This window comes from Acinetobacter populi, assembly GCF_002174125.1.
In the GTDB taxonomy this organism is placed as follows: Bacteria; Pseudomonadota; Gammaproteobacteria; order Pseudomonadales; family Moraxellaceae; genus Acinetobacter; species Acinetobacter populi.
Map to the genome: position 1 here is coordinate 950,067 of NZ_NEXX01000001.1, position 26,623 is coordinate 976,689.

Here is a 26,623-nt window from a genome sequence, read left to right on the forward strand (position 1 = left end):
TCATTCAAGGGCTTGTTAGTATGCTATCCATGATACACAAGCCCGAGATTTAGGCCTTATGATTTTTTTCTTCGATCAACATATACACCAGATCAAGTTCCGGACAAGGATACCCCATTGCTGTCAAAGCAGCCGTTATTTGACCTCTATGATGTGTGCTATGGTTAAACACATGCAATAATGTAGCTGCATAAGGTAACACCATGTCCTGTCCGGATGAGGTTTGATAGTTCAAATCCTGCCTAAGGCGCTGTTCATCCAGATCATTTAAAAACCTAGACCAGTTATAAGATTTTTCCAGTAAAGTATCGGTTAAAATTTGACGATCTTGTTCAATAATTGTATTTAGCGCCATTCTTGCCGAAGTGCCCGTCGCAAATCGTGGAAACCAGAGATAATGTTCGCCCACCAACAAATGATTTAAGGTCGCAAAAATACTTTTGAAATATAGACCACTGTCTGCAAAGAAATCATGATCTGAAACGTCTGCTAAAACTGTATTCAGTCTTTGAGTCGCCCAAATATTATAACGCGCCAGTAATTTGAAAGTTTGTAAATCCATGGCTGCCCTTCCAATCCTGACATTGATACCTCACCTATCAGCATCACCCTATTGTTGCTGACAATAGAGCAAGAACGACATGAGCTGATAGGCAATAAAAAGTATCTCCAGCACCAGACATTAAGGCTTATCGACTACAGCCCCAATGATGAAAATCTCCAGCTGGATATTGATTATATTTTCTGGTCTTCAATATTCAGGGCATTGATTGCCAACACTGCCTGTGTACGGTTTTGCACACCCAGCTTTCTAAAAATTGCTGTGACATGCGCCTTGATTGTCGCTTCAGACACATCCAGTTCATACGCAATCTGTTTGTTCAGTAATCCTTCTGCGACCATCATTAGCACTCTAAACTGTTGTGGTGTTAAAGACTGAATGCGTTCTGCCAGTTCGGTTTCATTGGCGGCACGGGGATCATGATAAGATTGTAATAAATTCGGCGGCAACCAGATATCACCTTCCAGCACGGTTTTAATCGCCTCACCAATATGGACAGGCGGCGCCGACTTTGGAATATAGCCCATCGCACCATGTGCAATCGAACGTTGAATAATATTGGCTTCTTCATGCGCCGATACTACGATAATTGGGATCGCAGGATATTGTGCGCGTACATGCACCAATGCCGAAAACCCTGATGCACCGGGTAGATGTAAATCCAGCAAGACCAGATCAGGTTCTGGTCCCGTTTCCAATCGCTGATAAAACTCGGCAACTGATGCGGTTTCACTAATTTGTGCCTGTGGCAAGCTATATCGTACTGCCTGAATCAAGGCATGGCGAAATAGCGGATGATCGTCAACAATTAAGATATTCATAGACGTATGTATTCCATCCTTGCGAGCTTCCAGTCTATTGGCAGATCAAATCTTAACATAAATTCACAGAGGTATGCTAAAGCACAATAAAAACAATTTCATCAACTAGATATTAAAAAATGTGAATCACCTTTGGTATTTTTTAGGAAAACCAAAAGTAATTCACATTGTAGCTAGTCTACCCATACCGTTTTTGCCATTAACAACACTTGTTTTCAACAACTTTATCAAGTTTCCGTTCCAGCAAAGCATGTTTGATCACGGTATATCCGGCACTGATCCCCAATACCGCCATGATCAAAGCAACCAGTAGATCGGGATAAATACTGTTTGTACCAAAGACACCGATGGCTGCAAAAATCAGGGCAATATTGCCGATCGCATCATTACGGCTACACAGCCAGACCGATTTCATATTGGCATCGCCATCACGAAAAGCATATAAAATAAGCGCACAAATCACATTGGCAAATAAAGCCAATATACCGATCATGCCCATGGTGATTGCTTCTGGCACAATACCAAGCATATAGGCATAGCACATTTTAATCAGAACAAAAATACCAAAACTGGCCATGGTCACACCTTTGAGTAAGGCAACTGTCGCACGCCAATACAGGCTCATTCCCAGAACAGCCAATGAAATCGCATAATTCATGCTATCACCAGCAAAATCCAGTGCATCAGCCCAAAGCGATGATGAATGTGCATAGATACCAGCAATGACTTCAACAATAAACAGGCTCAAGTTAATGATCAGTGCGATCCATAAAGCGATTTTAAATTTTGCAGGATATGAATGATTTTGCTTGGGTGGTTCGGGCGTACAACAACATGCCATTGCTTAATCCTCTTGAATGCTTTTACAATCATTAAAAACTATGGTGTTACACTAGGGTCAAGAGGAAAACGAGATGTTATTAAAAATTCGTGAACTGGCCGAAAAAGCACAGGTTTCAGTAGATAGCATTCGGTTTTATGAAAAGAAGAATCTGCTTCAGCCTACTTTCCGTGCTGACAATCAATATCGTTATTATGATGAAGATGCATTAAAAAAATTATTATTTATCAAACATTGCCGTGATCTGGGTATTGCCATTCATGAGATCAGCAGTTTGAATGAATTACTCAAACATCCTCAACAGAACTGCCATGCGGTCAATATATTAATTGAAAAACATCTACAAGAGGTCAATGAGAAAATTCTGGCTTTACAGCAGTTTCAAACACAGCTCCAGCAATTACGCCAGTCCTGTAATCAAAATACCACCGTGGAACACTGCCAAATTATCAAGACACTGGAACATCTCTAAAAACTGTCTTTTCATCATGTACATTGACTTAAACGACTTAAACAGCATGCTTAAATAAAAAATGCATTTGCCATCATTACAATCGCAAATGCATCTCAAATCACGGATTGTGGTTTATTTCCACTTCACCGTTTTAATTTCTTGAGGCTGTTTACCCGCAACCTCGGATTCCTTGCCACAGCCACAACCGCCACCACAACCCGCAGATTGTGTCGGTGCAATTTTTTTAGCCAAACTATGCCAACCTTGCTGTTTAAAAAATGAAGAAATCGCCAAAAAGGTTTTATTTGCCGTGTTCGGCATAACCTTTTTAAAGACAACAACACTACTCCATAACACCAAAACAGCAATAATGAGATATTGAATCATTGTCTTTACTCCTACTCCAATTCGTTAAGCAAGTACGCGGGACGCAACCTGATAAGTAATGAATGACATCACATAAGCCAGACTAAATAAATATACCGTCATAATTGCAACATTTTTCCATGAACCTGTTTCACGTCGTACTGTCGCCAACGTTGCCAGACAATGGGGTGCATAAATAAACCACACCAATAAGGATAAGCCTGTTGCCAATGTCCAGCCGGAATCCGGTGAACTGATCAGCGCTGCCAGACTTTGTGCCTGTGCATCTTCATCACCCGAAAGTGCATAGACCGTACCGAGTGCTGCCACCACAACTTCACGGGCAGCCATGGCCGGAATTAAAGCCACACACACTTGCCAAGGAAAACCAATCGGTGCGAAAAGTGGTTGTATCCAGTGTCCGACAATACCGGCAAAACTGTAATCTATATCCGGCATTGTGGCATTTTCAGGCGGTTGCGGGAAAGTACACAAGAACCATAGCAAAATAGACAGTGCGAAGATGATACCACCGACACGCTTCATAAAGATTTTGCCACGTTCATAGACACCAAGCAAAATACTGCGCCAATCCGGAATACGATAACTCGGCAATTCCATCATCAAAGCATGTTCGGATTTATCTTTACGGAACAGCTTGACGATATAAGAAACGATCAAGGCACTGACAATCCCTGCCATATACAGGCCAAATAACACCAGACCCTGTAAATTTAAAACACCACCAATAATTTGTTGGGGTATAAAGGCAGAAATCAATAGGGCATACACTGGAAGTCGGGCAGAACAGGTCATCAATGGTGCCACAAGAATGGTGGTAAAACGATCTCGTGGATCGCTGATACTCCGTGTTGCCATAATACCCGGAATTGCACAGGCAAAACTGGACAATAAAGGAATAAACGCCCGACCACTTAAGCCGGCCTGATACATCAGTTTATCCAGCAAAAATGCAGCGCGGGGTAAATAACCCGATTCTTCCAGCAATAAAATAAAAAAGAACAGAATTAAAATCTGTGGCAGGAACACCACCACACCACCGGCACCGGCGATAATGCCATCGACCACCAGACTTTGCAGTAAGGGTTGTGAGATATATTCACCCACCGTTTCACCCAGCCAGCCAAAGAAAGTTTCGATCAAATCCATAAATGGCGCAGCCCAGGCAAATACTGCCTGAAATACCACAAACATCATCACAGCCAGAGCAATCAAGCCAAATACAGGATGCAAAAAGATTTTATCCAGAAATGAGGTGCGCTGATCTTCCTCAATCACAGAGGTTACTGTCGCATCAAAAATAGACTGAATATCCTTGGTGATGTCTGGTCGCGGTACAAAGGTAGATACTGCAAAATCCTTGAGCTCCAAAGATTTAAGCAGATTTTGTATACCGCCCTGCTTCACCGCAACAGTTTCAACCACAGGCACACCCAACGCCTGCGATAATGCCTGTGGATTAACTTGAATACCACGACGACGTGCTTCATCCATCATATTCAGCACAATCAGCATCGGACGTTTCAGTGCCGCCACTTCCAGCAATAAATTTAAATGTAATTTCAGGTTGGTGACATCAACAATATACAAAAAAGCATCTTGTTCTGCCTCACTGCTGAGAATGCCCTTGCACACATCCCGAGTAATTGCCTCATCCGGACTTGCTGCATTTAAACTATAGGCACCGGGTAAATCCAGAACACGAACAGACTGTCCACTTGCCAGATTAAAAAAACCTTCCTTACGCTCTACTGTAACACCAGCATAATTGGCAACTTTTTGTTTGGTACCGGTTAAATTATTAAACAGGGATGTTTTACCACAGTTAGGGTTGCCGACCAGCGCAACACGTAATACATCGCTACTCATATCAAGTGTCCTTATACGTTTACTTCAATGCGATCAGCTTCATTACGACGTAATGCAAAGCGGGAAAAACCAACTTTGACCAAAATTGGTTCGCCGCCAAATAAGCCTCGTGTAAGCACCTCGATTTTTTCACCTGGTACAAAGCCTAAACTCATTAATCGTGTTGCAATACCATCTTCTCCACCGTCTTGTGAACGATTCAGATGATAAATTTGATTAATTATGGCTGGCTGTTTAGTTTTTAATTCAGTTAAACGCACAGTGTTCGCCCTAGCTATAGTTCAATCATTTAATCATGCTACATTATAACGTCAAATGAGAATATTTACTAATGAAGTTGATTTTCATTTTATAAAAGAAATTTGACTGTTTAACTTCAATATCCATATGGATTTTGTTATTTTATCTTTTTTAATAGATTAGCCAGCCGATGTTACAGGCAAAGAAACTTAGACAGCCAACACCTGTCACCATCCCACAAGACAAACCCTATTTACAGGGATTCCGTGACTATTTGATCAGCCATAGCAGCAGTATCCATACCCGGAATGCCTATTTATCCGATCTAATCCAATGTTCTGACCTACATCCAACCACTTTACCTGAATGGCAATCGGAAGATGTCAAAAGTGTTTTGCTGGCACTCACTGCACAAGCCAAAAGTCCACGCTCAATTGCGCGCTATATGTCTGCACTGCGTCAGTTTTTTAAATTTTTAAGAGAAACCGGATTACGGCAAGATGATCCGCTGGCCGAACATAAGACACCCAGACAGGGCCGTAGCCTTCCCAAAGACCTATCCAAGCAAGAAGTTGAAGCCTTAATTAATGCGCCGGATACCAACACGGCCTTAGGATTACGTGATCGTGCCATGCTGGAAGTCTTATATGCCTGTGGCCTGCGTGTTAGTGAATTGATTGGTCTACAAACCCAAATGCTTAATCTGGAACAAGGTTTTCTACGTATTAAGGGCAAAGGCAATAAGGAACGTCTAGTTCCTTTGGGAGAAATCGCCATAGAATGGCTAAAAGAATATCTGCATTCTGCACGTCCGACTTTATATAAAAATACCACGGATGCGCTGTTTCTCACCCAGCATGGAGGAATCATGACACGGCAAAATTTCTGGTATGCGATCAAACGCTATGCTCTGATCGCCAATATCCAGCATGAGCTGTCACCCCATGTCTTGCGTCATGCTTTTGCCACGCATTTACTCAACCACGGTGCAGACCTGCGTGTCGTACAAATGCTGCTCGGCCATGCCGATTTATCTACCACCCAGATTTATACCCATGTCGCACAAGCCCGTATGCAACAGATTCATCAGCAATTTCATCCACGTGGCTAATCTGTTTCAAGTCACAGATTTAGAACCGTGTATTTACAGCTTTAAACTAGGCAGTAAGTTTGCTTTTTGCTATGCTTTAGCATCGATTATTTTTCATTCTTTATAAAAAGGCGTTGTATGCAATTTCCCAAACTTGCAATGAGTACACTCATGATTGCCAGTGCATTCAGTTTTGTTGCCTGTTCAAAACAGGATGCAAATCAAAAGTCCTCAGATGAAGCCATTACTGCAACAACATCTGCCACAGGCGAAGCTTCAACATTACCCGAAAATAATGCACATCAACGCCTGATGCAAACCTTACAGGCCAACTTTGATAAAGCAGGCTTAAAAGCCAAAATTTTAAATATTCGTAACACCGAAATTGCCAACATGTACTGGGTAACACTAGAAGGCTTTCCAGCGGTACTGGCAACAGCCGATGGCAAATATATTTTTCAGGGTGATGTGATTCGTCTGGGTGACAAGCAAATTCATCATGTCAGTGAAGATTTACAGGCAGCCGACAACAAAGCCAAATTTGCTGCGCTCAATCCAAAAGATCTGATTATCTATCCCGCACAAGGCAAAGCCAAACACATTATTTATGTCTTTACCGATTCCAGTTGCCCATATTGTCATAAATTCCATGAACATATGGTCGAAATGAATCAAAAAGGCATCGAAGTCCGTTATATCGCATGGCCACGTGGCGAGCAATATTTTCCGACCATGCAAAGTATCTGGTGTAGCGAAGATCGTAAGGCAGCCTTTGATCAATCTGTCAGCGGTATTCCAGTACAAGCTGCTCAATGTGATAATCCTGTTCTGGCCCAATATCAACTAGGCATGAATATTGGTGTAAACGGTACACCTGCTGTCTATAACGCAGATGGTAAATATCTGGGTGGCTATATTGAGCCAGCTGATCTACTTAAACGTTTAAATGAGAAATAATTTGCATAAAAGCGATTTTCACCCTAGAGTCGGCATCGCTTTTTAGCTATTATCTAAGCGATATTTTTATAAGATGATGGAGTTTGACGTGAAACCAGTTCGTCTGGCTATACTCGGTTTAGGTACCGTTGGTGGTGGAGTTCTTAAACTACTACAAGAAAATGCTGCTGAAATTAAACGCCGTACAGGTAGAGAAATCCAAATCACCCATGTTGGCATCCGTCGTCCTCATCCAGAACTCAATTTAGACGGCATTGCACAAAGTGCCGACCTTTTAGATATTGTTCGCCAACCCGATGTTGATATTGTAGTTGAAGTCATGGGCGGTATTCACCCTGCCAATGAAGTCATTCTGGAAGCCATTAAACATGGCAAACAAGTCGTCACTGCAAATAAAGCATTACTGGCCGAACATGGTAATGAATTATTCAAGGCAGCTGATGATCATGCGGTTCAGATTGCCTATGAAGCTGCGGTTGCCGGCGGTATTCCGATTATCAAGGTGATTCGTGAAGGTCTGGCAGCTAACCATATCGAGTGGCTTGCTGGCATCATCAACGGTACAGGTAACTTTATCCTGACCGAAATGCGGGAAAAAGGCCGTACATTTGAAGATGTATTAAAAGAAGCACAAGAACTGGGCTATGCCGAAGCCGATCCTACTTTTGATGTTGAAGGCATTGATGCAGCGCACAAATTGACTTTGCTTGCATCCATCGCATTTGGTATTCCATTACAGTTTGATAAAGTCTATACCGAAGGCATCAGTAAAATTACTGCACAAGATGTCAAATACGCAGAAGAACTCGGTTTTCGTATCAAACATCTAGGTATTGCACGTCGTGCACCACAAGGGATCGAATTACGTGTACATCCAACACTGATTCCGGAAGAACAACTGCTTGCCAACGTTAACGGTGTTAAAAACGCTGTATTGGTACAAGCGAATGCTGTTGGCCCAACTTTATATTATGGTGCTGGTGCTGGTGCTGGCCCAACTGCTTCGGCAGTCGTCGCGGATATTATTGACATCGTACGTGATATTTCCTATACCGAAGATGGTGCAGGGACGATTCCACAATTGGCGTTTGAAGCATTATCAGATGTCGGTATTCTCAGTCATGAAGAAATGACAACGGGTTACTATTTACGTGTCGATGTAGAAGACCAGACTGGTGTACTTGCGGACATCACCACTATTTTAAGTCGTGAAGGCATTAGTATTGATGCCATCATGCAGCAACCCCGTTTGAAAGACCTGATTCCTATTGTGATTCTAACTGATCCTATTGTCGAATCAAAAATGGAAACAGCCTTAACTAAAATTCAGGCTTTACCCGCTACACGTGGCGAAATTGTGCGAATTCGTTTAGAATCGCTGGAAAGTTAATTTGTACACCAAGTCGAGGGCACTGCCCTCACTTAACTCACATAAATTGATCGGAACATCATCATGTCGAATGCCAATCGTTATACTGGTCTAGTTGATCGCTATCGTGATCGTTTACCTGTATCTGCTACTACTCGTGCTATTTCTCTCGGTGAAGGTAATACACCGCTGATCAAACTTGAGAATATACCTCGCATTATTGGCAAAGACGTTGAAATCTATGTGAAATACGAAGGTTTAAATCCGACAGGTTCATTTAAAGACCGTGGTATGACCATGGCTGTAACCAAAGCAGTTGAAGAAGGTTCCAAAGCCATTATCTGTGCTTCTACCGGTAATACATCTGCGGCTGCGGCTGCCTATGCTGCCCGTGCGGGGATCAAGGCATTTGTACTGATTCCAGAAGGCAAAATTGCCATGGGTAAAATGGCGCAAGCGTTGATGTACGGTGCCATCACCATGCAAATCCGCGGTAATTTTGATGATGGTATGCGTCTGGTTAAAGAAGTGGCTGATGAAGCACCTGTCACCATCGTAAACTCAATCAATCCATATCGTTTGCAAGGTCAAAAAACCGCAGCATTTGAAATTGTTGAAGCTTTGGGCAAGGCACCGGATTATCACTGCCTGCCTGTTGGTAATGCAGGGAATATTACTGCACACTGGATGGGTTATTCAGAACAAGCTGTTGATCCTAGCCTATATGCAAGCAACCGTGCAGTTTACCAGCCAGAAACTCATTCTTTCTCTGGTGCAGAAGCAACTGCTGCTCGTCCAAAAATGCTGGGTTATCAAGCAGCGGGCGCAGCACCTTTCTTACGTGGTGCTCCGGTGGAAAATCCTGAAACTGTCGCGACTGCTATTCGTATTGGTAATCCGCAAAGCTGGAATCATGCCCATGCCGTGATGAAAGAATCTGGCGGTTGGTTTGATGAACTACAAGATCAGGAAATTCTGGAAGCCCAACGTCTATTGTCCATGTATGAAGGCGTATTCGTTGAACCGGCATCTGCGGCGTCACTTGGTGGTGCAATTCGTGATGTAAAAAATGGTAAAATTCCTGAAGGTTCTGTAATTGTATGTACAGTGACTGGTAATGGCTTGAAAGATCCAGATACTGCCATCAAGCAATGTTCTGATGCAGTGATGTTGACCATTGATGCGACGATGAATGATGTTAAAACATCTATTTTGTCGAATATGGATGACTAATTTTAGATCATTCATTTGGTCTAAGTCAGCAAAATCCTCCAATATTTTGGAGGATTTTTTGTATTAAAAAAGCAGGGATAGAATACCCTACTTTTCTTTAATGTCTGCTTTCTACAATATATGTTCAAGCAGATTAATCATTAAAATTGTTCTTCATCCAGCAATAGCTGTGCTTCACGTAGGTTTAAGCTGCCTTCATAAATCGCACGGCCGGTAATTGCGCCCAGAATCCCTTTATGGCCTTTTAAATGACGCACATCATCAAGATTGGTTACGCCACCTGATGCAATCACAGGTAAACCACAATATTCAGCTAAATGTACGGTCTGTTCAACATTGACACCCTGCATCATGCCATCACGGGCAATATCAGTATAGACAATACTTGAGACACCTGCATCGGCAAAACGTTTGGCCAGATCAACGGCTTTAACATCGGTCACATTAGCCCAGCCATCGGTTGCAACCAGTCCATCTTTGGCATCAATACCCACAATGATATGACCGGCAAACTGTTTACAAGCCTGTTCAACAAATTCAGGTTCTTTCACTGCTTTGGTCCCGATAATCACAAAGGACACGCCTGCATCCAAATAGTGTTCAATGGTTTCCAGAGAACGAATCCCGCCACCAATTTGTATCGGTAATTCTGGTTGTGCCTTGGCAATTGCTTCTACCACTGGCTTGTGAATCGGTGTTCCGGCAAAAGCGCCATTGAGATCGACCAGATGCAGACGACGGGCGCCTTCATTAACCCAATGCTGCGCCGTAGCCACAGGATCATCGGAAAAAACCGTATCATCTTCCATACGCCCCTGTTTTAGACGTACACATTTTCCATCTTTTAAATCTATGGCAGGAATAATCAACATGCCATTGCTCCTCAAATGCAAGACTTTATCTATTGCCTGACATCTTAACAAACTATTAAGATTTCTCTAAATACTTATGACTACATGAATGTTTAAATTTTTAATACCACATATTAAATTTTGATTTGTAGTTGTTTTATCTTATATCACAAACAGGAATAGTGATTAATCTATATTTATATTTTAAAAGTTTAGATAAAAATTTAAAATTCCTTTAATAATAAGCAAGTAACCAATAAATTTAATAAACTAATTAGTATTAAAAAACTCTATTACTTCAACCCAAAGCTTTTGGGCTTCATCTTTCTTAAAAAAACCAAAGTGTCCAATAGTATTCACACCTAAATCTTGCGGAGATATCTCTCTATAGTGTATTAAACACTGACTATAATGTTGATGGAGTGCCTCAACAGCTTGTTTGGGTGCAAATGAGTCATCTGTGAAAAAAAACGATAATATTCTTTGTTTCATTTTTTTATGACCAGAATAATCTCCCATATAATCTGGATTACGTCCCCAAGATGCCCATTGTAATGCCACACCTTTAGGCAAATTTTCCCCCAAACCCAATTTTTTCGATGGGAAAAAGCCAATCGTATGCGATAATATAGGCATTACAGCATACCAAAGTGCTGCAAATTGATAACGCTGTTTAACAGGCCAATGTCGCCAATATCCACTTTGTGTAGCAACAGTCACAATTGACTGTACTTTTTGGATATCTTCTGCCATTCCAAATGCTTGCCCCCCAAAACTATGTCCAACAGCAAATATCTTATGGTCAGGTAAATTCGCAGATGTCCAATTAATTATGGCGTTAAGATCTTTTTTGGCCCAATCTTCCATAATAGACATATCATCCTTAACATGTCCTGTCAAATTATCAGCAATCCCACGCCAATCCCAAGTAATCACATCAAAGCCGTGTTTATTTAGAAATTCGGCGAATTTAATATAAATATGTTTTTTTACACCAGTCGCAGGTGATACCAAAACGACTTTATAAGTAGAAAGCTCTGACTTGAGATATGAACCATTTAATTGAATATTGTCTAATGTGGTGACTTGAATTGTTTCCATGGCAATTCCTCTCGGATAATACACCAATTTGTATCGTTTAAAATATAAAGATTTGGCGAATGAAACTCTTTGACCATAACTTAAGAAATATTCAAAAAAATGATAATTATTAATCACAATAGCAAAACCCAAAATATAGGATACACTGTTTAATTATTGTTATACTCGACTTGACCGAATATCCATAATGCATTTAATGGTGCAAGACTTTCGTGAGTATGACGGAATTCTATATAGTCTAAAAATCGAATTTTGCTATAAAATAGCAAAAATTGGATTCAATTACGTTAGCCACGACATAACATATAGATTTTCTTTCTTACGTTGCTAAAAATAAAAGCCTTATCATCTCTCCCAAAATGATAAGGCTCTAAAGTTACTGCAATCTCGACTGAGATATTTTCCTTACGTCACTGTAAGTCCGCACGATCTCTCGATCAATATCATATTATTTGCGGGTTACCTGATCTTCCTGATCAAGCTTTATGTGACCATATTGACAGAACTCACAAGATTCGACTATTGGTAAATTTCCTGAATCTATGTAAGCCAAAACGTACAATATGACATTTTAACTTTTCAACTAAAGCGGCTAGTTTATGCACGTTTTTCAAGATGTTGAATTTGCTGAACCAGACCACTTTTACGCTGGGTCTGATGTTGCAGACTTTGCTTTAATGCCGATGGTGAACTATAAATACTTAACATTTTTTTCGCCCGAGTAATTGCAGTATAGAGCAATTCCTTACTTAATAATTCTTTTGCTTTATCATCAAGGACTACCGCAGTATGACGAAATTCCGAACCTTGTGATTTGTGAATGGTCAATGCAAAAGCAGTCTGGATAGACTGTGGCAAACGTGCTGCGGCTACTTCTTTTTGCAAACTCGGAAAATAAACCGTGTATTGCTCTGGTTGTTTATCATCAAAAATGCAGATACCGACATCGCCATTGGATAAACCCAGTTGATAATCGTTATAGACCATCATCACCGGACGACCATAAAACCATTCGCCTTCATGTACAATATTTAATTTTTCCCGAACATATAATGTCATGGCCTGATTCACTGCATCCAAACCCAGATCAAAATAACGCATCACCACTAGAATCCTATAGCGATCAAATGCTTCACTCAATTGTTGCTTGTTGATATGTCCCTGCTGATAGTGTTTTAGCGCGGCAATATAATCATCGTACCCCCGGGCAAGAACCGCATAGAGTGCTTTAATCTCATTCTTGGTTGGTTCACTGCTTAAAGGATAGTATCCCACCCAGTCTTTTGCCAATCCTTGTTCTGCTTCACCTTCGGCCAGTACAATATTAAACTCCTGATCTACTGTCATCTGTTGTGGTTGAATGTATTGCAACCAATCCTGATCTGTGAGTTTTTCACCAGTTACCTGCTCTGCATTGATGAATCGGGCAAAACGACCAATATTGGCATCATCGGAAAAACGGCGACTATTAACCAATCTCACCTGATAAGGTTGCAACGCACTAACCCGATGCAAATCTGCCAAGACATAACCCACATCTACCGAGCTTAACTGGTTGGCATCACCCAGTAAAATCAACCGTGTAGGTACTTGAACCGCATCGAACAAAGCTTTTGCCAGACTCAAATCCAGCATTGAAGCCTCATCAACCACCACCACATCATAAGGCAAAGGATTATTACTGTTAAAACGTGGTACTTGCCGATTGCCCATTCCCAGCAAACGATGCAAGGTCTGGGTTTGTTGTTGGGCAAAATCGGCATGATATAGCCCTGCATCAATTAGCTTTGGATCGGAAAAAGCCGATTGCAATGCCTCTTGCATACGCTGTGCAGCTTTTCCGGTTGGTGCAGCCATAGCAATACGCATTTCTGGATAGATTTTTTTCAATACCGCAACAATACGGGTCAGAATATAGGTTTTCCCTGTTCCCGGTCCACCAGTAATCATGGCAAAAGCACTGTTTACTCCAACTGCCAAAGCCTGTTGCTGATACGGATCTTCAAACAAGGTGCGAAATGCGCTTAAATCGACGGGTTCAACCTGTTGTTTCAACATGGCAACAACACGCTGTGCCAGATGACGCTCCAAGGCCCAATAACGCTGCAAATATAAATAGGGTGCATCCCAAATCAAGGGCTTATAGGCAAATTCCTCTCCTTGGATCACATGGCATAATTCGCCCAGTTGTGGAGGCAATGTTGCAAACTCCAGACAGCTATCTCCCTGCTCCAGACTTTGACACAATTCACTGATAATACTTTGTATTTCCTGTTTTTTTTCGCCATGATAAAATGGTGGCTGGGTTAAAAATGCCGCCCACTTTTCAAACCATGTTTGAGTTTCGCTAGTTTTCAACAGATTTTCCACAGTGTTATCCTCAAACTTATTAACATGGTTATTCACAGAGTTATCCATATGGTTTTACACAGAGTTATCCACAGGCTGATATTGTTCAGTTGTTCCCAGTAAAATATCTAAATCCAGAATTAACTGTAAATCCGGTTGCCATGACTTCACCCCATAACATTTTTTAACATCATGTTTTAATGGATTAAATTCCATTTCCATAGACTGTTTACCCGTCATACCGCGTAGATATAAATAATTGGCAGCGCCCAAATGTTGCTCTGGTTGATAAGCAGCCAGATTATTTTTTAAATAACGATGCAAAGCCACTAAATAAAGGCTCGCCTGTAACCAGTAACTTGCCTTTGACATACTGTATTCAATGTTTTCAACAGCATAATCAGCCAGCGAGTCACCAAGATAATTACTTTTATAATCGGCGATCTGATAACGCTGACCATCAAAAAACACCAGATCAATCGCACCATTCAAATAACGGGCCGTATTGGCCGATTCAAACTCAGGCATGGCAATGCCATAGTCCAAAAATAAGGCATGAATCGCCTGACTATTAAAACGCTTGTCAGACAAGGCCAGATAAAATGGAAATTCAGATAAACGTTGCGTGGCATCCAGATCTTTCAGGCAAAATTGTGAATCAGATAAAATAGGCGTTGCCACAATCTGTTGTAACCATGTTTTAATCAGCGCAACCAAACTGGAACGAATTGCCGTCAAATCCTGTTCCCCAGCAGGATATTGCTGTTGATAGCTTTCGATCAAAACCGGCCATAGACTATAATGATTGAGCTGTTTATAAATTTCCTTATCCCACAAGGTTTGATCCTGAAAATCAATCACTTCAAAGATTTCATGTAAACAGTTCCCGGCCAGGGTGCCGCGTGGAAAATGAATACGGATCCAGTCTAAAGGACATTGTTGCTCAGTTAAAATATCATGCTCAGCATTCTGTAAATCCTCCACATGAGAATGTTCAGAAAACGTCAAAGTAATACTTTCATCTTCGGCAGCACCATTATGCTGTTCAAATGCTGCCAGTGCATCAATAGCTTGTTGCTGTTTTAAATGCGCCGCAAGATAACTAAAACTGGTTCTGCTTTTCGGATAAAATTGTTGGCTTGGATAAGGGATCGCATACAATCGGGCAGGTGTTTCCAACTGATGCTGATAATGCAATTGTGGACTGACCGCATCTTCAAGCATTACCGCCTGATGTGCAAATGGCTCGGCCTTGGCATTCAACCAGAATGCCGCACCACCGGCAAACTTGGCAGCTGTTTTCTGATGCTGTAAAACTGCATAAATCCGATAACTGGCGCGGGTAAAAGCCACATACCACAGCCGCCGATTTTCCCCCAATAGCTTATCCTGATGCGCTTGCAAAGCTGCCGGATTATCCTCTATCTGACTGGATGAAATGGCAATCACCCGATTGGGCTGTACCTGATTTTTGTTCTGATTTTGCTCGGCTGCTTCGTTTGTGTTTTGTTCCTGATAAAAAGCCAAGCCATCATTTTTAAACTTGACTTCCTTATTGGCATGCATCAGAAACACGATTTTAAATTCCAGTCCCTTGGATTTATGGATAGTCATCAATTGCACACCGGACTCACTGGAAAGTTTGCGTTCCAGTTCCCACTCACGCTGTGCAGGCGACCCCAGTTGTAAGGCATACCATTGAATCAAGTGTTGCAGACTTGCATAATGACGGCTGTGTTGACTCAGCACCTCAACCAAATGTCGGGTATTGACGATATGACGTTCGCTATCAATACCAGAGTTTTTCGCCAGATTCTGCCAGATACGATATTGCGCTGCCAGCCATTCCCAGGCAATTAAAAAACCTTTTTGCAACCAAGTCTGACGGGCAAAACGGAAATGTTGCACATGGGTATTGATTAATTCGGCATCGGTTTCAAACTGGCAGAAATCTGCCAATGTCAAACCAATTGCAGGCGTGAGCAAGGCACGCTTTAAAATTGCGTCCTGTTCGGGCAACATCATCGCTTGTAATAAGGCACCCATATCCTGTGCAGCCTGACTCGCAAATACACTGTTTTGCGTGGTGCGGTTGACCCGAATATGTAAGGCTTCGAGTTGCCGCTGGATCTGATCCAGCTCAAAATTACTTGCGGCCAGTACCGCAATATCTTCGGCAGTGATGATATGTTTTGCATTGGCTGAATCATTCTGATGTTTCTGTGCTAGCGACTTTTCGATATACAATTGGCCTTGCTGCGCCTGTGCCAATAAATAACGAATTTTATGTGCAATCAGATAGGCTTCATTCGGGTTTTGCTCGGCATTTAATTCTATCCAGCGTAATGGCTGAGTATCTTTTTCACCGTTCTCGATCAATGGTGCATCATCATTTAAGCCGGTGTTGGCCGCATAATATTCAATGTCCTCACCAAACTGAATCTGCCGTTGGAACAGCGCATCCACTGCCTGCACCAAACTTGGTATGGAACGGAAATTATCTCGCAACCGATAAAAACAGCCCTGTTTGCCAGCGATATCATTAAAGGCATTGATATAGGTCAAAATATCACCACCACGGAAGCCATAAATTGCCTGTTTGGGATCGCCTACTGCGATAAAGCAACTTTGGGATAAATGCTGGTGATCACGCCAGATCGCATGCAGCATATTATCCTGTTCCTGATTGGTGTCCTGAAACTCATCCACCAGAATAATCGGATAACGCTGACGAATGGCCTGCGCCAGACGTTGTCCTCGCTCATCACTCAAAGCATCACTTAAGGTAGAAATCTGCTGATTAAATGTGGTTTCACCAGCCTGCAATAACACTTGCGGTAAACGAGATTTCACTTCAACACACAGATAATAACGCAGATATTGATCCAGTGTTTGCAGCTGCGTACGAGTGCAATCCAGTATGCTGGCACATTGACATAACAGTTGAATCAACGGATGCTGATAAAATGCCTGCATCGGTGCAGATTGCGGATTTTTCACGCCATAGGCATTGGCAATTTTTAGTAATCGCTCAAATGCATCGAGTGCATTTTTGTCAAACAAAACCGAACGATTGCTCAATCGCAATTCATGTTGCAGCGCTGGCAGGGTTTCGGTAAACAGTTTTTGTAAAACACCTTTACGCCAGTTGCTGCCATTCCATTCCTTGATATATTGACCATCTACCTGATAATAATCTGCCAATTCTTCAATCGCAGTAAAATCACAATCCTTAAATTGTGCCAGCAGTTGTTCAAATTGTGCCAGATCAATTTGCGGACAATCGATGGGCTGAAGTTTTGCCCGACTAAAATTCAGGGTCTTTTGGACTGTAGCAATATAACTATCCATCGAAGCCAGTGACTGACTCAGCAGCAAAAGATCAACCAAACTCTGTGGTTGCTGTTGTAGCCATGCCCGTAACACATCATGCACAATCTGATAAGGATATTGCTGTTCGTCCTCACTGATTTGTCGTGGCATGATTTCACCACTTTCAAAGGAAAATTCACGTAATAATTTTTGGGTAAAACTATCAATCGTACCGACAAAAAGTTCATCCAGACTATCAATCACCAGTTTCAGGCGATTGACCAGATAATCAAAATTTTGTCGATCATCTTCTGCATGCTGAAATCGGGTAAATAGCAACTGTGCCAATGGATCTTTCAATGTTGAAAGTTGTTGTGAATAGTCCACAGGTGAAAGTTGTTGCCACTGTAATGCCAGATGATAAATATCGGTCAGACGATGCCGGATTCTAGATTTCAATTCCGCCGCCGCAGCACGGGTAAAGGTAGTGGCAACAACCTGCCGTGGCATATATTTTTCGGTGAGAATCCGTACCATTAAACTAGACAAGGTCCATGTCTTGCCTGTCCCGGCGGAGGCTTCAATTAAATGCAGCCCTTCAAGTTTTAAATGCTGTAATGGTTGATCCTGATAATTGACCTGTGCTTTCATCCGTTATGCCTCAACCACTTCAATAAATTCACTTAAGGGACGATAAAGCCGTGCCGCATATTGCTCGGTAAATTGATTGAGTAATACTCTGGCATCCTGATCAATCAGCAATAATGCCCAGTCCGCCTGCCAGCAACAGCCTTTATCCTGATATTGATCAAACCCACCACTTTGATAAAATTTCTGTCCGAGCCAGCGTTCTTCCAGTTTTTTATAATTTTCGATATAACTTCTGCCCTGATCATCAAATGCCCATTTCGGCCGATCTGTAAATAAATTTGCAAACAGTACTGGCGGTAAAATAAATGGTTTTTGCTGTGCTAGTGTCCAGACTTCGAGCCAATCATTTAAGTAGTGTTGGGCGTCCATTTGCGTTAAACCCTGAAGGATCAAGGTCACATTTTGATAAAGTGCAATGCGTTGTAAATTTTTACTGGCATTAGAACTTGCCCGCCACAACAAATATTCTAGCCAGATTTTTAAAGGCCGTTCATCACGACATTTTGATGCCGACAAACTGACCCAGCGAATAGCCTGGTCATCTTCGGGTAGATACAGGCGAAATTGTATCTGTGCATTAAAATTCCACTGTCGCTGGGTAAGAGCGGTAATTTGTCCACCATAATATGCCAGACGCTCTGCAACCAGTTGATATTCACCCACTGCCATTTGCCATGTGGCATGCTGCATTTTGCCAATTGGCAATTGATCCTGTAACAACGCTATATCAAACTGGGCGATATCGTACTGGGTCATATCCGGTGACTGATGCTGTGAAACGGCTGCATCCTCTGAAACCACTGGATCATCTGCCGAGATAGTACCGGAAAGCTGGTTAAACGACTGCTGTAAATAATCCCGTACCTGATATTTCTGCAAGCCATTTAATTGCAAAGGTTCCACATTATCCAGTGCCGATAATCCCGCAATATTTTGTATTCCGACATGATTCAGGAAATGTTTAGCCGGAAAACTTAAATCGGCAATCCATTGCTGGGCATTGATGATCAACAGGTCTTCTGACTGCTGCGGATAGGGCTGATTTAACCAGTTAAACACATCTTGCTGCGGCTGCGTGATTTGTTGTGCCACATAAAACCATTGATTTTGATAACGTTGGTACTGCTCGGAAGCAAAGCCTTTCGGATCGAAAGGCTGTAACGGATGAATATGAAACAATGGTTTTAATTGACTGGCAATTTCAATTCCATCAATCACCAACTTTTCCGGTTGTTGTGCAACTGGTGCAACGATCATGGCAAGATGTGCAACCAGCTCCTGTACGATGCTAGATGGATCACGCACTTCATGATCATTGACATCAAAGCCGTTATAAAACATCCAGAAACTTTCTTTTGCTTGTAATAAAGCATCCAGAAATGCACCCTGATCATCTTCTAAGCGTGAGCGATCACCCAATTCTGCACGTAATAATTCCATCAAATCAAAAGGAATATGATTATCACGATTGGGAAACGTACCTGTGTCCAGATTCAGACAGACAATCAAACGATATGGCAAAGGACGCAATTGCCCCATCTGTGCAAAAGTGATTTGTCCGGTCGGTTCGGTTTGTCCCACCTGATGTGCAATACTATTGTCAATTTCATCAAGCAAATATTGCAATGGCAATTGTACATTTTCCGCATGGGTCACTTCGATAATACGCTTGAGTTTCTGAATGGCTTGCTGAACTTGCTCAGTCCCTGTGACTTTGGAAAAGTGCTGTATTTCCTGTTCTAATATCGCCAGACCCTGCATAAGGCTTTGCTGTTCTGCAAGTGCTTGCGGCAGTAGCCAATCCCGTCGCTGATCCAAATCCTGATAAATCGTCATCAAAGTACTGATCAGTTCAAAATCACTGGGTCGCACCTCGGTCAAACTCAGCACATCGGCAAAAATCGCATGTTCGGGCATGGCAACCGCCAAGGTCAAACGATCCAGCGCATAACGAAAGCTAAAACGATAATCCTGATCATCAGGGCTTAAGCTTTGTTGTAAATGTTTGGCATCAAAGCCACGCTTAAAGCCTGCAAGCGTCAACAATTCACTGATCCGCTGAATATCCTCAAAGTTCAGCTGATACATCACCTGAATCGGTAACAGGCTCAACCAGTCCATCAACTGATCCAGACTAAAACGCTGCTGTAGTAATTTGATTCGCAAAGTCAATGCTTGCCATAGTTGCACTGCATCCAGTAAGGGCACACCAGCAATCTTAATCGGCAAATTCACCTGCCCAGATTCGGACTGAATTAAATAGTTTTGTGCAAACACAGTACGTATCAGTGGTTCAACGTCCTGCAAATTTGGCACCAGCACCAGAATATCTGCGGCCTGTCGTTTGCCTTCGCTATCGTCATTTAACCAGCGAATGAGTTGATCTTTTAATACCTCAAGCTGACGCAACGTAGAGTGGCACACATGCAGCTGGATTGATTGATCCTGCTCTGACAATACATAACTTGCCGGGGTCGGTTCACGTAAATGCAGAATATCCGACTGAATTTTTTCCAGTATATTTTGTGCTGCAAAATCCGGGAAAAAATCCTGCCATTGTCCTTCCTCACCACCTGCCAGTTGACTCAATAAAGCACTGATATCCCGCGCCTGTTTACCTAGACGTGTCAATAAAGGATGACGACTTTCATAATATACTGCCGCCTCAGGATATTTCAGCGCATATTTGGCTTTCCATTTTGGATCGACACTGTCCGCCCAATACTCCTGTGAGGGCGTATAGTGAAAAATCTGTACCGAAATGTATTGTGCCAGTTGACGTAAAAAAAACAGTTGTGACGGTGGCAACTCCAACAAGGTAAACAAATAAATTTGCTTGGGTAATCGATTGATATACAGCGCAGCATCTTGCCCTTTAAGCGCATCCCAGAAATCTGTATCAATCTTTTGCATGTCGGCAAAATCTTTTGCAAATTCATTTTTCCAGATAAAGCGTTGCCATGCCTCCAAAGATTGTGCCTGTGCAATCGCATGTTCAACCACATGCGGCTGGCTCTGTTGTATCTCTTTTTCGGGTTGACGAATCCATTTTTCGATATTAAGCGCCTCATCATTGCCCCAAAAACTCAACCAGTTTTGTCGACAATGACATGGCGGCTTACAACCATTTAAACACTGCCCGCGATAGATAATATAGTTGGCAAATAACCGTGAGGTCTGGTCTGAAATCCAGTACAACATTTGCTGCTGCTTGATCCCTTTTTGTACCGGATCTGCAATAAAATCGCTGTGCTGTGCAATCCGCTGAAAAATCGGAAATAAGGCATGTTGTGCGGTCAGGGGCTGAGATAAAGATTTGGCTAAAAATAAGAAAATCCGCCATTTCATATTGAGCATTTGTGGTGCTTTGGCAATTGCATCACCACCAAGCACTTTCTGATACATCTCCCACTGAAATGTCCGCAATCCCATAAAATGAATATTGGCACTAATACTATTTCGTTCCGCTATTTTGTGTTGTAACCATTGTCCTGTACCATGCTCCGGTACAATAAAATATTTTGCTTTAAACAGTTCGGCTGCACTTTCTTGTTTGGGTGAAGATACATGTAATACAGCTTCAAGCAAAATTTCCAGGTTTTGACTCTGAATGACATCAATGCTCATGCGGATCCTGTATCCTTCGTCTACTTTGTTTGGTTTTGTAAATCCTAGCGCAAAGCCTGCCAAATAACTAGGTAAATCGGGTGACATTACGACACATGATGTCGTAAATAATCAATTTATCCATCAACGCAATACACAATTTACTGATAAAGCATCACCAAATAATAATGTTCAGATACGATTGTTCTCTATACATTTTTTTTAAATTATGGCAGTGTTTAGGACAGTTCAACGCAGTTATACAATGCGATAAAATATTGAAACATACTCTACTTAAGAAAAATTTTTGAGGAAATTTGAGGAAAATCATCCATGAAATTAAAACAAATTCCCAACCGGATCGACCCACATATCAATCTGGAACAAGCCCGTCTGGAAAGCCTAGAACTTATTAAGAAACGGGCTTTTATTTCGGCAGGCGCAGCCGTCGTACCAGTTCCTTTTTTTGATCTGGTCGTGGATTTGGGCGTACTCACCACACTCTTGCCAGAAATTAATGCAAAATTTGGTCTAGCTCCTGAGCAAATGAGTGTCTATGATCCAGTCACCAAAAAAGTGCATTGGAATGAACTACGCAAACGTGGCTTTGAATTATCCAGTTTTGTGGTGGCACGTACCGCAGTGAAACAATCCATCAATGGACTGGTTGGCAAATTTGTCACCAAACAAGTGACCAAGTTCATTCCACTGGGTGGTTCTATCGTGGCCGGAACACTGGGCTATATCATCATGAAAAAAATTGCAGAAACCCATGTCGAGGACTGCTATGAAACAGCTAAGCGATTACTGGCACAGCAAAATAATCAGGTGGTGAATTCCTGATTTGTGCGTAAATCAAATTACAAGATAGATAAATATTATGGCGTTGCTTTAAGCTGCGCCAAAATATGCTTTAACACAGCAATCCGCGCCGTATGCTTATCATTGCTGGCTACGATATGCCATGGTGCCGATTCAGTGCTACTATGCTCAAACATATCTGCTGCTGCCTGAAGATATAAATCCCATTTTCCCCGGTTGCGCCAGTCATCATCGGTGATTTTAAAGCGTTTATGTGGGGTATTCTCTCGTGCCTTAAAGCGCTGTGCCTGTTCATCTTTATCAATCGCCAGCCAGAATTTGATTACCACCGTATTATTTTCAATCAAGTCCTGCTCAAAGCGATTAATTTCTGCATAAGCTCGTTTCCATTCATAAGGTTTGGCAAAGCCTTCTAGTCGTTCGACCAGCACTCGTCCATACCATGAACGGTCAAAGATGGCGATGCCACCGTTTTTTGGTAATTTTGTCCAAAAGCGCCATAAATAAGGACGACGTAATTCATATTTTTCCGGGGCAGCAATGGTGTAGATGTCGTATTCGCGTGGATCAAGTTTTTTGATAATGCGTTTAATTGCCCCACCCTTGCCAGCTGCATCCATACCCTCAAATAGGATCACCACATTTCTACGTTCTTTGCGTAGTGCCTGTGCCACTTGTTTGGTTAAATCTTTCAGTTCTGCTTTATATTCTGCTTTCGCCAAGCCATCGTGTTCAAAACTCAATAATTGATGAGGAATTTTAGATTTTTTCCAGCGTCCGGTAATTGGCTTGGGTGTAATCTCGGATAAGGGCTGTTTTAGCGCAGTTAAAATATGTCGGGCAAAACTCTGATCACGTGCAGTCTCATGTTCGCCATCAATCACAATCCAGTCGTCCGTAATATATTGCCGTATGCGCTGTAAGGTGTCGTATTGTTTGCGGCTACGCCAATCCAACCCGTGTAGTTGCTGCCATTTCTGTACCGTAGGATCGAGCTTATCCAGACGTTTCTGCAATTCTTTCCACGAGAGATCAAACCAGACTTTGATAACATGCACATGATTGGCCTGCAAATCCTGTTCAAATGCCCGCATACGTTCGACATAATCTTTAAATTGTTCGGTACTAATCGGTTCGGACACATGCATTGCAGTAGCCAGCAAATCACTGTACCAATTTCCAAACAACAAGGTCAGTTGTCCTTGTGCAGGCACAAAACCAGCATACGGTTGCCAGAACGGTTCTTCCCGAGTCAGTGGATGCGGTACATCAGCCTTCACAATAAGATAGCGTGGATCGACCCATTCCCTTAATTGCTGTACGGCCTCACCTTTTCCCGCCAACTCAATGCCACTAACCAGAACCAGCACACTTTTACCCTGCGTACTGCCCCGACCTGCCTTGAGCTGATATTGTGCTTCAATCAGATCAAAAGACAGTTGATTTTCATCCTGTTGCTCTACAGCGTCATGTGATTTCTGTGACATTTTTAAATGCGCTCGGTTTAATTTAGCGGGAAATGACTTAAATTTATTCAAATACATCAGTCAATTGTGTCTGATCAGCAAACATCATATGACATCTATTTTCACATTACAGCATACTGATACTTTTTTACACAATTTCAGGACAATCTGGCAAGCCTATTTTTATAAATTATAGATGGCTTGTCACAATGTCTGGCTTATATTTAAAAATATAGCACAACAGCAATAGTGTCTGGATCAAATGGTCAATGTCAATTCACATGCCTTTCACGTATATTAGCCGGCAATGATAAAATCACCTCACCAATTGCCTATTAAATGCTTTCGGTGAGAGATCAATATTGGGAATCACATGTCAAAATTTGAATTTCTGCAACAGCAACTCGATTTGTATGACAATCTTGAAAGTCATCGCAACCCTATTTTAGCGCAGCGTTTACATGATGTTCAGCTTTGGCAAAAACAGCGCATGCAAAACACCCATGCCGATTTTTTTAAACAACCTGAACATCAGTTGATGGCCGCCTATTTTCTCAATCGTTTGTACGGCGCAGAAGATTTTAATCAGTTGGCTTTCCAGATTCGTCGTCTGGTTGATCATGTGCATATTGTGGAAAAAGTGATTCCGGCATCGGCATTAAAAACCGGTGATGCTGGAGTTGAATTGGCACGATTATCGATTCAACTGGATGAGGATATTGCCAAACATCTGCTGGCACATTATCCGGAAAATTATCCGCTCAATGATGACATTATGCGTCAGGCATATCTGGATTGTGATCAAGCCAATGCGCGCTATCATCAAATGGAATTGCTGGAATTACTGGGCGAAAAACTTGACCTATATGTACGTTCTCGCATGGTCAAAACTGCATTTAAATTATCGAAAAAATTAGCTTATCACTATAAGGTTGATCCAATTTACGACTTTATTGATGAGGGTTTTAAAGCCATGCAACCACTGGATTCGGCACAAAAATTTGTCGGTGTATTTACCAGCAAAGAAAGACAAATTATTGCGGCAGTACATGCAGGTCATCCACAACCATTTAGCTTGTAAAATGATTGGTCGGTACTTTTAACTTTTAAGAACAATTCAGTTTTTAGTTTTCCACTGTTGATAAGCTGCTGTAATTTTGGCTGCAATGAGATCATAATTTTCCCAAGTATCTTCAACATGATAGATGCTTGGTAAATTTTGAACTAAAGTTTCTTCATAATCGGCATAATAACGATAATCTTCCGCTTCGTAATAAAATTTCACAAATGCCAGACCCTCGCCATTTAAATCTTCTTCCCAGAATTTTTCGTCACACATCTTGATTAAAAATTCTCGACCAGTCATTTTTCTTTCACGAACCTGTGCCAGTTCTTCCAGACTTTCTTCAATATGAAGTTCACCTTCAAGATGATGATTAATCACCCATGCTAGAAACATTCCAATATGTGTACCTGCATTTTCATAGGGTAAATCATATTGTTCTGTTGAATCAGCATGCCAATCTATCCGATCTATTGCCATGAGATAGTCCTGCGTTGAATTATGGTTTTTTCACATATTACCATGATGATTTGCCTTGAATATGTTATCTTTGCCGAAGTTGAGAAAATTATTCGTCTTAGGAGTGCGACATGTCTAACGACAATCAAAACATAGAAAATCAAACGACATCAAACCCAAACAGCACTGCTTTGCCAGAGAAAAAGCCAAGTCCATTTTTAACTGAACAATTGCCACAAGGCACTGCACAGGGTCAACAACAAACACTGGCACAAAATAGTACCGCATCAAATCAGAATATTCCCCATTATAATCTTCCGCGTGGTGCCAATACCGGCAATGTCGGAGAAACCACACATTTTGGTTTTAAAACCATTAATACCGAAGAAAAAGCACAAAAAGTTGCCGAAGTTTTCCATTCTGTTGCCAGTAAATATGACTTGATGAATGACCTGATGTCACTGGGTATTCACCGTTTATGGAAACGCTACGCCATTCATCTATCCGGTGTACGTCGTGGTCAGCAAGTGCTGGATATCGCCGGAGGGACCGGTGATCTGGCCAAGGTTTTTAGCCGTGAAGTCGGCGAAACCGGTCATGTGGTCTTATCAGACATCAACGAATCTATGCTCAATGTTGGTCGTGATCGTCTGCTTGATGCCGGCTGTACCAATGTCGATTTTGTATTGGCCAATGCCGAAACATTAGAACCTTTTGCCGACAATAGCTTTGACCTTGTCACCATCAGTTTTGGCTTGCGTAATGTCACCGACAAAGATGCTGCATTACAAGCCATGTTCCGTGTGTTGAAACCGGGTGGCCGTTTACTGATTCTGGAATTTTCAAAACCGGTATTTGAACCTTTCTCAAAACTATATGACCTCTATTCTTTCACTGCCCTACCATTAATGGGTAAAATCATTGCCAATGATTCGGAAAGCTATCGCTATCTGGCAGAGTCGATCCGTATGCACCCCGATCAACGTACATTAAAAGGCATGATGGAAAATGCAGGCTTTAAGAACTGTGATTACCACAATCTGACCGGTGGTATTGTCGCCGTGCATCGTGGTTTTAAACTTTAACTTTAGCTACATCAATCTTTTTAACATCGAGGCCG

Annotated in this window: 21 protein-coding genes; 8 read left to right on the forward strand and 13 right to left on the reverse strand. The window is 41.9% G+C overall.

Translation table 11 applies throughout. The features are described from left to right. Positions 1 to 49: 49 nt before the first annotated feature. The 3 genes from CAP51_RS04455 to CAP51_RS04465 form a co-directional block, all read right to left on the reverse strand. Positions 50 to 562 (reverse strand): DinB family protein, encoded by a 513-nt coding sequence (locus CAP51_RS04455; RefSeq protein WP_087619525.1) that lies wholly within the window; start codon positions 560 to 562, stop codon positions 50 to 52. 173 nt (positions 563 to 735) lie between these two features. Continuing rightward, positions 736 to 1,383 carry a response regulator transcription factor gene (locus tag CAP51_RS04460; protein ID WP_087619526.1) on the reverse strand — a complete coding sequence of 216 codons (648 nt, stop codon included), beginning with the start codon at positions 1,381 to 1,383 and terminating at the stop codon, positions 736 to 738. Between the two features lie 199 nt (positions 1,384 to 1,582). Next, on the reverse strand, positions 1,583 to 2,224 hold the full coding sequence (locus CAP51_RS04465; RefSeq protein WP_087619527.1) for a cation efflux transmembrane domain-containing protein: 642 nt from the start codon (positions 2,222 to 2,224) through the stop codon (positions 1,583 to 1,585). A gap of 73 nt (positions 2,225 to 2,297) precedes the next feature. Between CAP51_RS04465 and CAP51_RS04470 the strand changes: the two genes are divergently transcribed. Next, positions 2,298 to 2,696: a MerR family transcriptional regulator gene (locus CAP51_RS04470; protein WP_087619528.1), complete on the forward strand. Its 399-nt coding sequence runs from the start codon at positions 2,298 to 2,300 to the stop codon at positions 2,694 to 2,696. Between the two features lie 114 nt (positions 2,697 to 2,810). Here CAP51_RS04470 and CAP51_RS04475 read toward each other — a convergent pair whose 3' ends face one another. Genes CAP51_RS04475 through CAP51_RS04485 form a run of 3 tightly spaced genes read right to left on the reverse strand, consistent with a single transcriptional unit; the run spans position 2,811 to position 5,194 of the window. After that, positions 2,811 to 3,065 carry a DUF6587 family protein gene (locus tag CAP51_RS04475; RefSeq protein ID WP_087619529.1) on the reverse strand — a complete coding sequence of 85 codons (255 nt, stop codon included), beginning with the start codon at positions 3,063 to 3,065 and terminating at the stop codon, positions 2,811 to 2,813. A gap of 24 nt (positions 3,066 to 3,089) precedes the next feature. Beyond that, positions 3,090 to 4,934, reverse strand: coding sequence for a ferrous iron transporter B (gene feoB / locus CAP51_RS04480; RefSeq protein ID WP_087619530.1), 1,845 nt, complete (start codon positions 4,932 to 4,934; stop codon positions 3,090 to 3,092). Positions 4,935 to 4,945: 11 nt separating this feature from the next. Further along, positions 4,946 to 5,194: a FeoA family protein gene (locus tag CAP51_RS04485; RefSeq protein ID WP_087619531.1), complete on the reverse strand. Its 249-nt coding sequence runs from the start codon at positions 5,192 to 5,194 to the stop codon at positions 4,946 to 4,948. A 170-nt stretch (positions 5,195 to 5,364) separates the two neighbouring features. Between CAP51_RS04485 and xerD the strand changes: the two genes are divergently transcribed. From xerD to thrC, 4 genes are all read left to right on the forward strand, one after another. Further along, complete coding sequence (gene xerD, locus CAP51_RS04490) at positions 5,365 to 6,285, forward strand: site-specific tyrosine recombinase XerD (protein WP_087619532.1); 921 nt, start codon at positions 5,365 to 5,367, stop codon at positions 6,283 to 6,285. 117 nt (positions 6,286 to 6,402) lie between these two features. Continuing rightward, positions 6,403 to 7,221: a DsbC family protein gene (locus tag CAP51_RS04495; protein WP_087619533.1), complete on the forward strand. Its 819-nt coding sequence runs from the start codon at positions 6,403 to 6,405 to the stop codon at positions 7,219 to 7,221. 88 nt (positions 7,222 to 7,309) lie between these two features. Continuing rightward, a complete protein-coding gene (locus tag CAP51_RS04500) occupies positions 7,310 to 8,611 on the forward strand; it encodes a homoserine dehydrogenase (RefSeq protein ID WP_087619534.1) in 1,302 nt (433 codons plus the stop codon). 63 nt (positions 8,612 to 8,674) lie between these two features. Then, on the forward strand, positions 8,675 to 9,823 hold the full coding sequence (thrC, locus tag CAP51_RS04505; protein ID WP_087619535.1) for a threonine synthase: 1,149 nt from the start codon (positions 8,675 to 8,677) through the stop codon (positions 9,821 to 9,823). Positions 9,824 to 9,963: 140 nt separating this feature from the next. On the opposite strand, the gene hisA is transcribed toward thrC, so the two are convergent. The 5 genes from hisA to CAP51_RS04530 form a co-directional block, all read right to left on the reverse strand. Beyond that, the gene (gene hisA / locus CAP51_RS04510) at positions 9,964 to 10,695 is read right to left on the reverse strand and encodes a 1-(5-phosphoribosyl)-5-[(5-phosphoribosylamino)methylideneamino]imidazole-4-carboxamide isomerase (RefSeq protein ID WP_087619536.1); all 732 of its coding nucleotides are present in this window, start codon (positions 10,693 to 10,695) and stop codon (positions 9,964 to 9,966) included. A gap of 249 nt (positions 10,696 to 10,944) precedes the next feature. Further along, positions 10,945 to 11,775 (reverse strand): alpha/beta hydrolase family protein, encoded by an 831-nt coding sequence (locus CAP51_RS04515; protein WP_087619537.1) that lies wholly within the window; start codon positions 11,773 to 11,775, stop codon positions 10,945 to 10,947. A gap of 597 nt (positions 11,776 to 12,372) precedes the next feature. Then, entirely contained in the window at positions 12,373 to 14,181 is a 1,809-nt protein-coding gene (gene recD, locus CAP51_RS04520) for an exodeoxyribonuclease V subunit alpha (RefSeq protein WP_245809068.1), read from the reverse strand. 18 nt (positions 14,182 to 14,199) lie between these two features. Then, complete coding sequence (locus CAP51_RS04525; protein ID WP_087619539.1) at positions 14,200 to 18,087, reverse strand: UvrD-helicase domain-containing protein; 3,888 nt, start codon at positions 18,085 to 18,087, stop codon at positions 14,200 to 14,202. Positions 18,088 to 18,090: 3 nt separating this feature from the next. Continuing rightward, a complete protein-coding gene (locus CAP51_RS04530; protein WP_171294723.1) occupies positions 18,091 to 21,714 on the reverse strand; it encodes an exodeoxyribonuclease V subunit gamma in 3,624 nt (1,207 codons plus the stop codon). A gap of 312 nt (positions 21,715 to 22,026) precedes the next feature. Here CAP51_RS04530 and CAP51_RS04535 point away from each other — a divergent pair, with 312 nt between their 5' ends. Next, a complete protein-coding gene (locus tag CAP51_RS04535) occupies positions 22,027 to 22,536 on the forward strand; it encodes a hypothetical protein (RefSeq protein WP_087619541.1) in 510 nt (169 codons plus the stop codon). A 35-nt stretch (positions 22,537 to 22,571) separates the two neighbouring features. Here CAP51_RS04535 and pap read toward each other — a convergent pair whose 3' ends face one another. Continuing rightward, on the reverse strand, positions 22,572 to 24,002 hold the full coding sequence (gene pap, locus CAP51_RS04540; RefSeq protein WP_087619887.1) for a polyphosphate:AMP phosphotransferase: 1,431 nt from the start codon (positions 24,000 to 24,002) through the stop codon (positions 22,572 to 22,574). A 352-nt stretch (positions 24,003 to 24,354) separates the two neighbouring features. Between pap and CAP51_RS04545 the strand changes: the two genes are divergently transcribed. Then, positions 24,355 to 25,062 carry a DUF8198 family protein gene (locus tag CAP51_RS04545; protein WP_087619542.1) on the forward strand — a complete coding sequence of 236 codons (708 nt, stop codon included), beginning with the start codon at positions 24,355 to 24,357 and terminating at the stop codon, positions 25,060 to 25,062. Positions 25,063 to 25,098: 36 nt separating this feature from the next. Here the strand turns inward: CAP51_RS04545 and CAP51_RS04550 are convergent, their stop codons facing one another. Beyond that, positions 25,099 to 25,524: a DUF7832 domain-containing protein gene (locus CAP51_RS04550; RefSeq protein WP_087619543.1), complete on the reverse strand. Its 426-nt coding sequence runs from the start codon at positions 25,522 to 25,524 to the stop codon at positions 25,099 to 25,101. A gap of 110 nt (positions 25,525 to 25,634) precedes the next feature. On the opposite strand from CAP51_RS04550, the gene ubiE reads away from it, so the two are divergent. Continuing rightward, positions 25,635 to 26,588 (forward strand): bifunctional demethylmenaquinone methyltransferase/2-methoxy-6-polyprenyl-1,4-benzoquinol methylase UbiE, encoded by a 954-nt coding sequence (gene ubiE / locus CAP51_RS04555; RefSeq protein WP_087619544.1) that lies wholly within the window; start codon positions 25,635 to 25,637, stop codon positions 26,586 to 26,588. The last annotated feature ends 35 nt before the right edge of the window (positions 26,589 to 26,623 follow it).

Bases quoted from the DNA above. Each gene is read 5' to 3' on its own strand.
- CAP51_RS04455 (WP_087619525.1), bottom strand. From the start codon at position 562: ATGGATTTACAAACTTTCAAATTACTGGCGCGTTATAATATTTGGGCG.
- CAP51_RS04515 (WP_087619537.1), bottom strand. From the start codon at position 11,775: ATGGAAACAATTCAAGTCACCACATTAGACAATATTCAATTAAATGGT.
- CAP51_RS04530 (WP_171294723.1), bottom strand. From the start codon at position 21,714: ATGAGCATTGATGTCATTCAGAGTCAAAACCTGGAAATTTTGCTTGAA.
- CAP51_RS04550 (WP_087619543.1), bottom strand. From the start codon at position 25,524: ATGGCAATAGATCGGATAGATTGGCATGCTGATTCAACAGAACAATAT.
- CAP51_RS04535 (WP_087619541.1), top strand. From the start codon at position 22,027: ATGAAATTAAAACAAATTCCCAACCGGATCGACCCACATATCAATCTG.
- feoB (WP_087619530.1), bottom strand. From the start codon at position 4,934: ATGAGTAGCGATGTATTACGTGTTGCGCTGGTCGGCAACCCTAACTGT.
- CAP51_RS04460 (WP_087619526.1), bottom strand. From the start codon at position 1,383: ATGAATATCTTAATTGTTGACGATCATCCGCTATTTCGCCATGCCTTG.
- xerD (WP_087619532.1), top strand. From the start codon at position 5,365: ATGTTACAGGCAAAGAAACTTAGACAGCCAACACCTGTCACCATCCCA.
- CAP51_RS04465 (WP_087619527.1), bottom strand. From the start codon at position 2,224: ATGGCATGTTGTTGTACGCCCGAACCACCCAAGCAAAATCATTCATAT.
- hisA (WP_087619536.1), bottom strand. From the start codon at position 10,695: ATGTTGATTATTCCTGCCATAGATTTAAAAGATGGAAAATGTGTACGT.
- ubiE (WP_087619544.1), top strand. From the start codon at position 25,635: ATGTCTAACGACAATCAAAACATAGAAAATCAAACGACATCAAACCCA.
- CAP51_RS04545 (WP_087619542.1), top strand. From the start codon at position 24,355: ATGTCAAAATTTGAATTTCTGCAACAGCAACTCGATTTGTATGACAAT.
- thrC (WP_087619535.1), top strand. From the start codon at position 8,675: ATGTCGAATGCCAATCGTTATACTGGTCTAGTTGATCGCTATCGTGAT.
- pap (WP_087619887.1), bottom strand. From the start codon at position 24,002: ATGTCACAGAAATCACATGACGCTGTAGAGCAACAGGATGAAAATCAA.
- CAP51_RS04525 (WP_087619539.1), bottom strand. From the start codon at position 18,087: ATGAAAGCACAGGTCAATTATCAGGATCAACCATTACAGCATTTAAAA.
- CAP51_RS04495 (WP_087619533.1), top strand. From the start codon at position 6,403: ATGCAATTTCCCAAACTTGCAATGAGTACACTCATGATTGCCAGTGCA.
- CAP51_RS04470 (WP_087619528.1), top strand. From the start codon at position 2,298: ATGTTATTAAAAATTCGTGAACTGGCCGAAAAAGCACAGGTTTCAGTA.
- CAP51_RS04475 (WP_087619529.1), bottom strand. From the start codon at position 3,065: ATGATTCAATATCTCATTATTGCTGTTTTGGTGTTATGGAGTAGTGTT.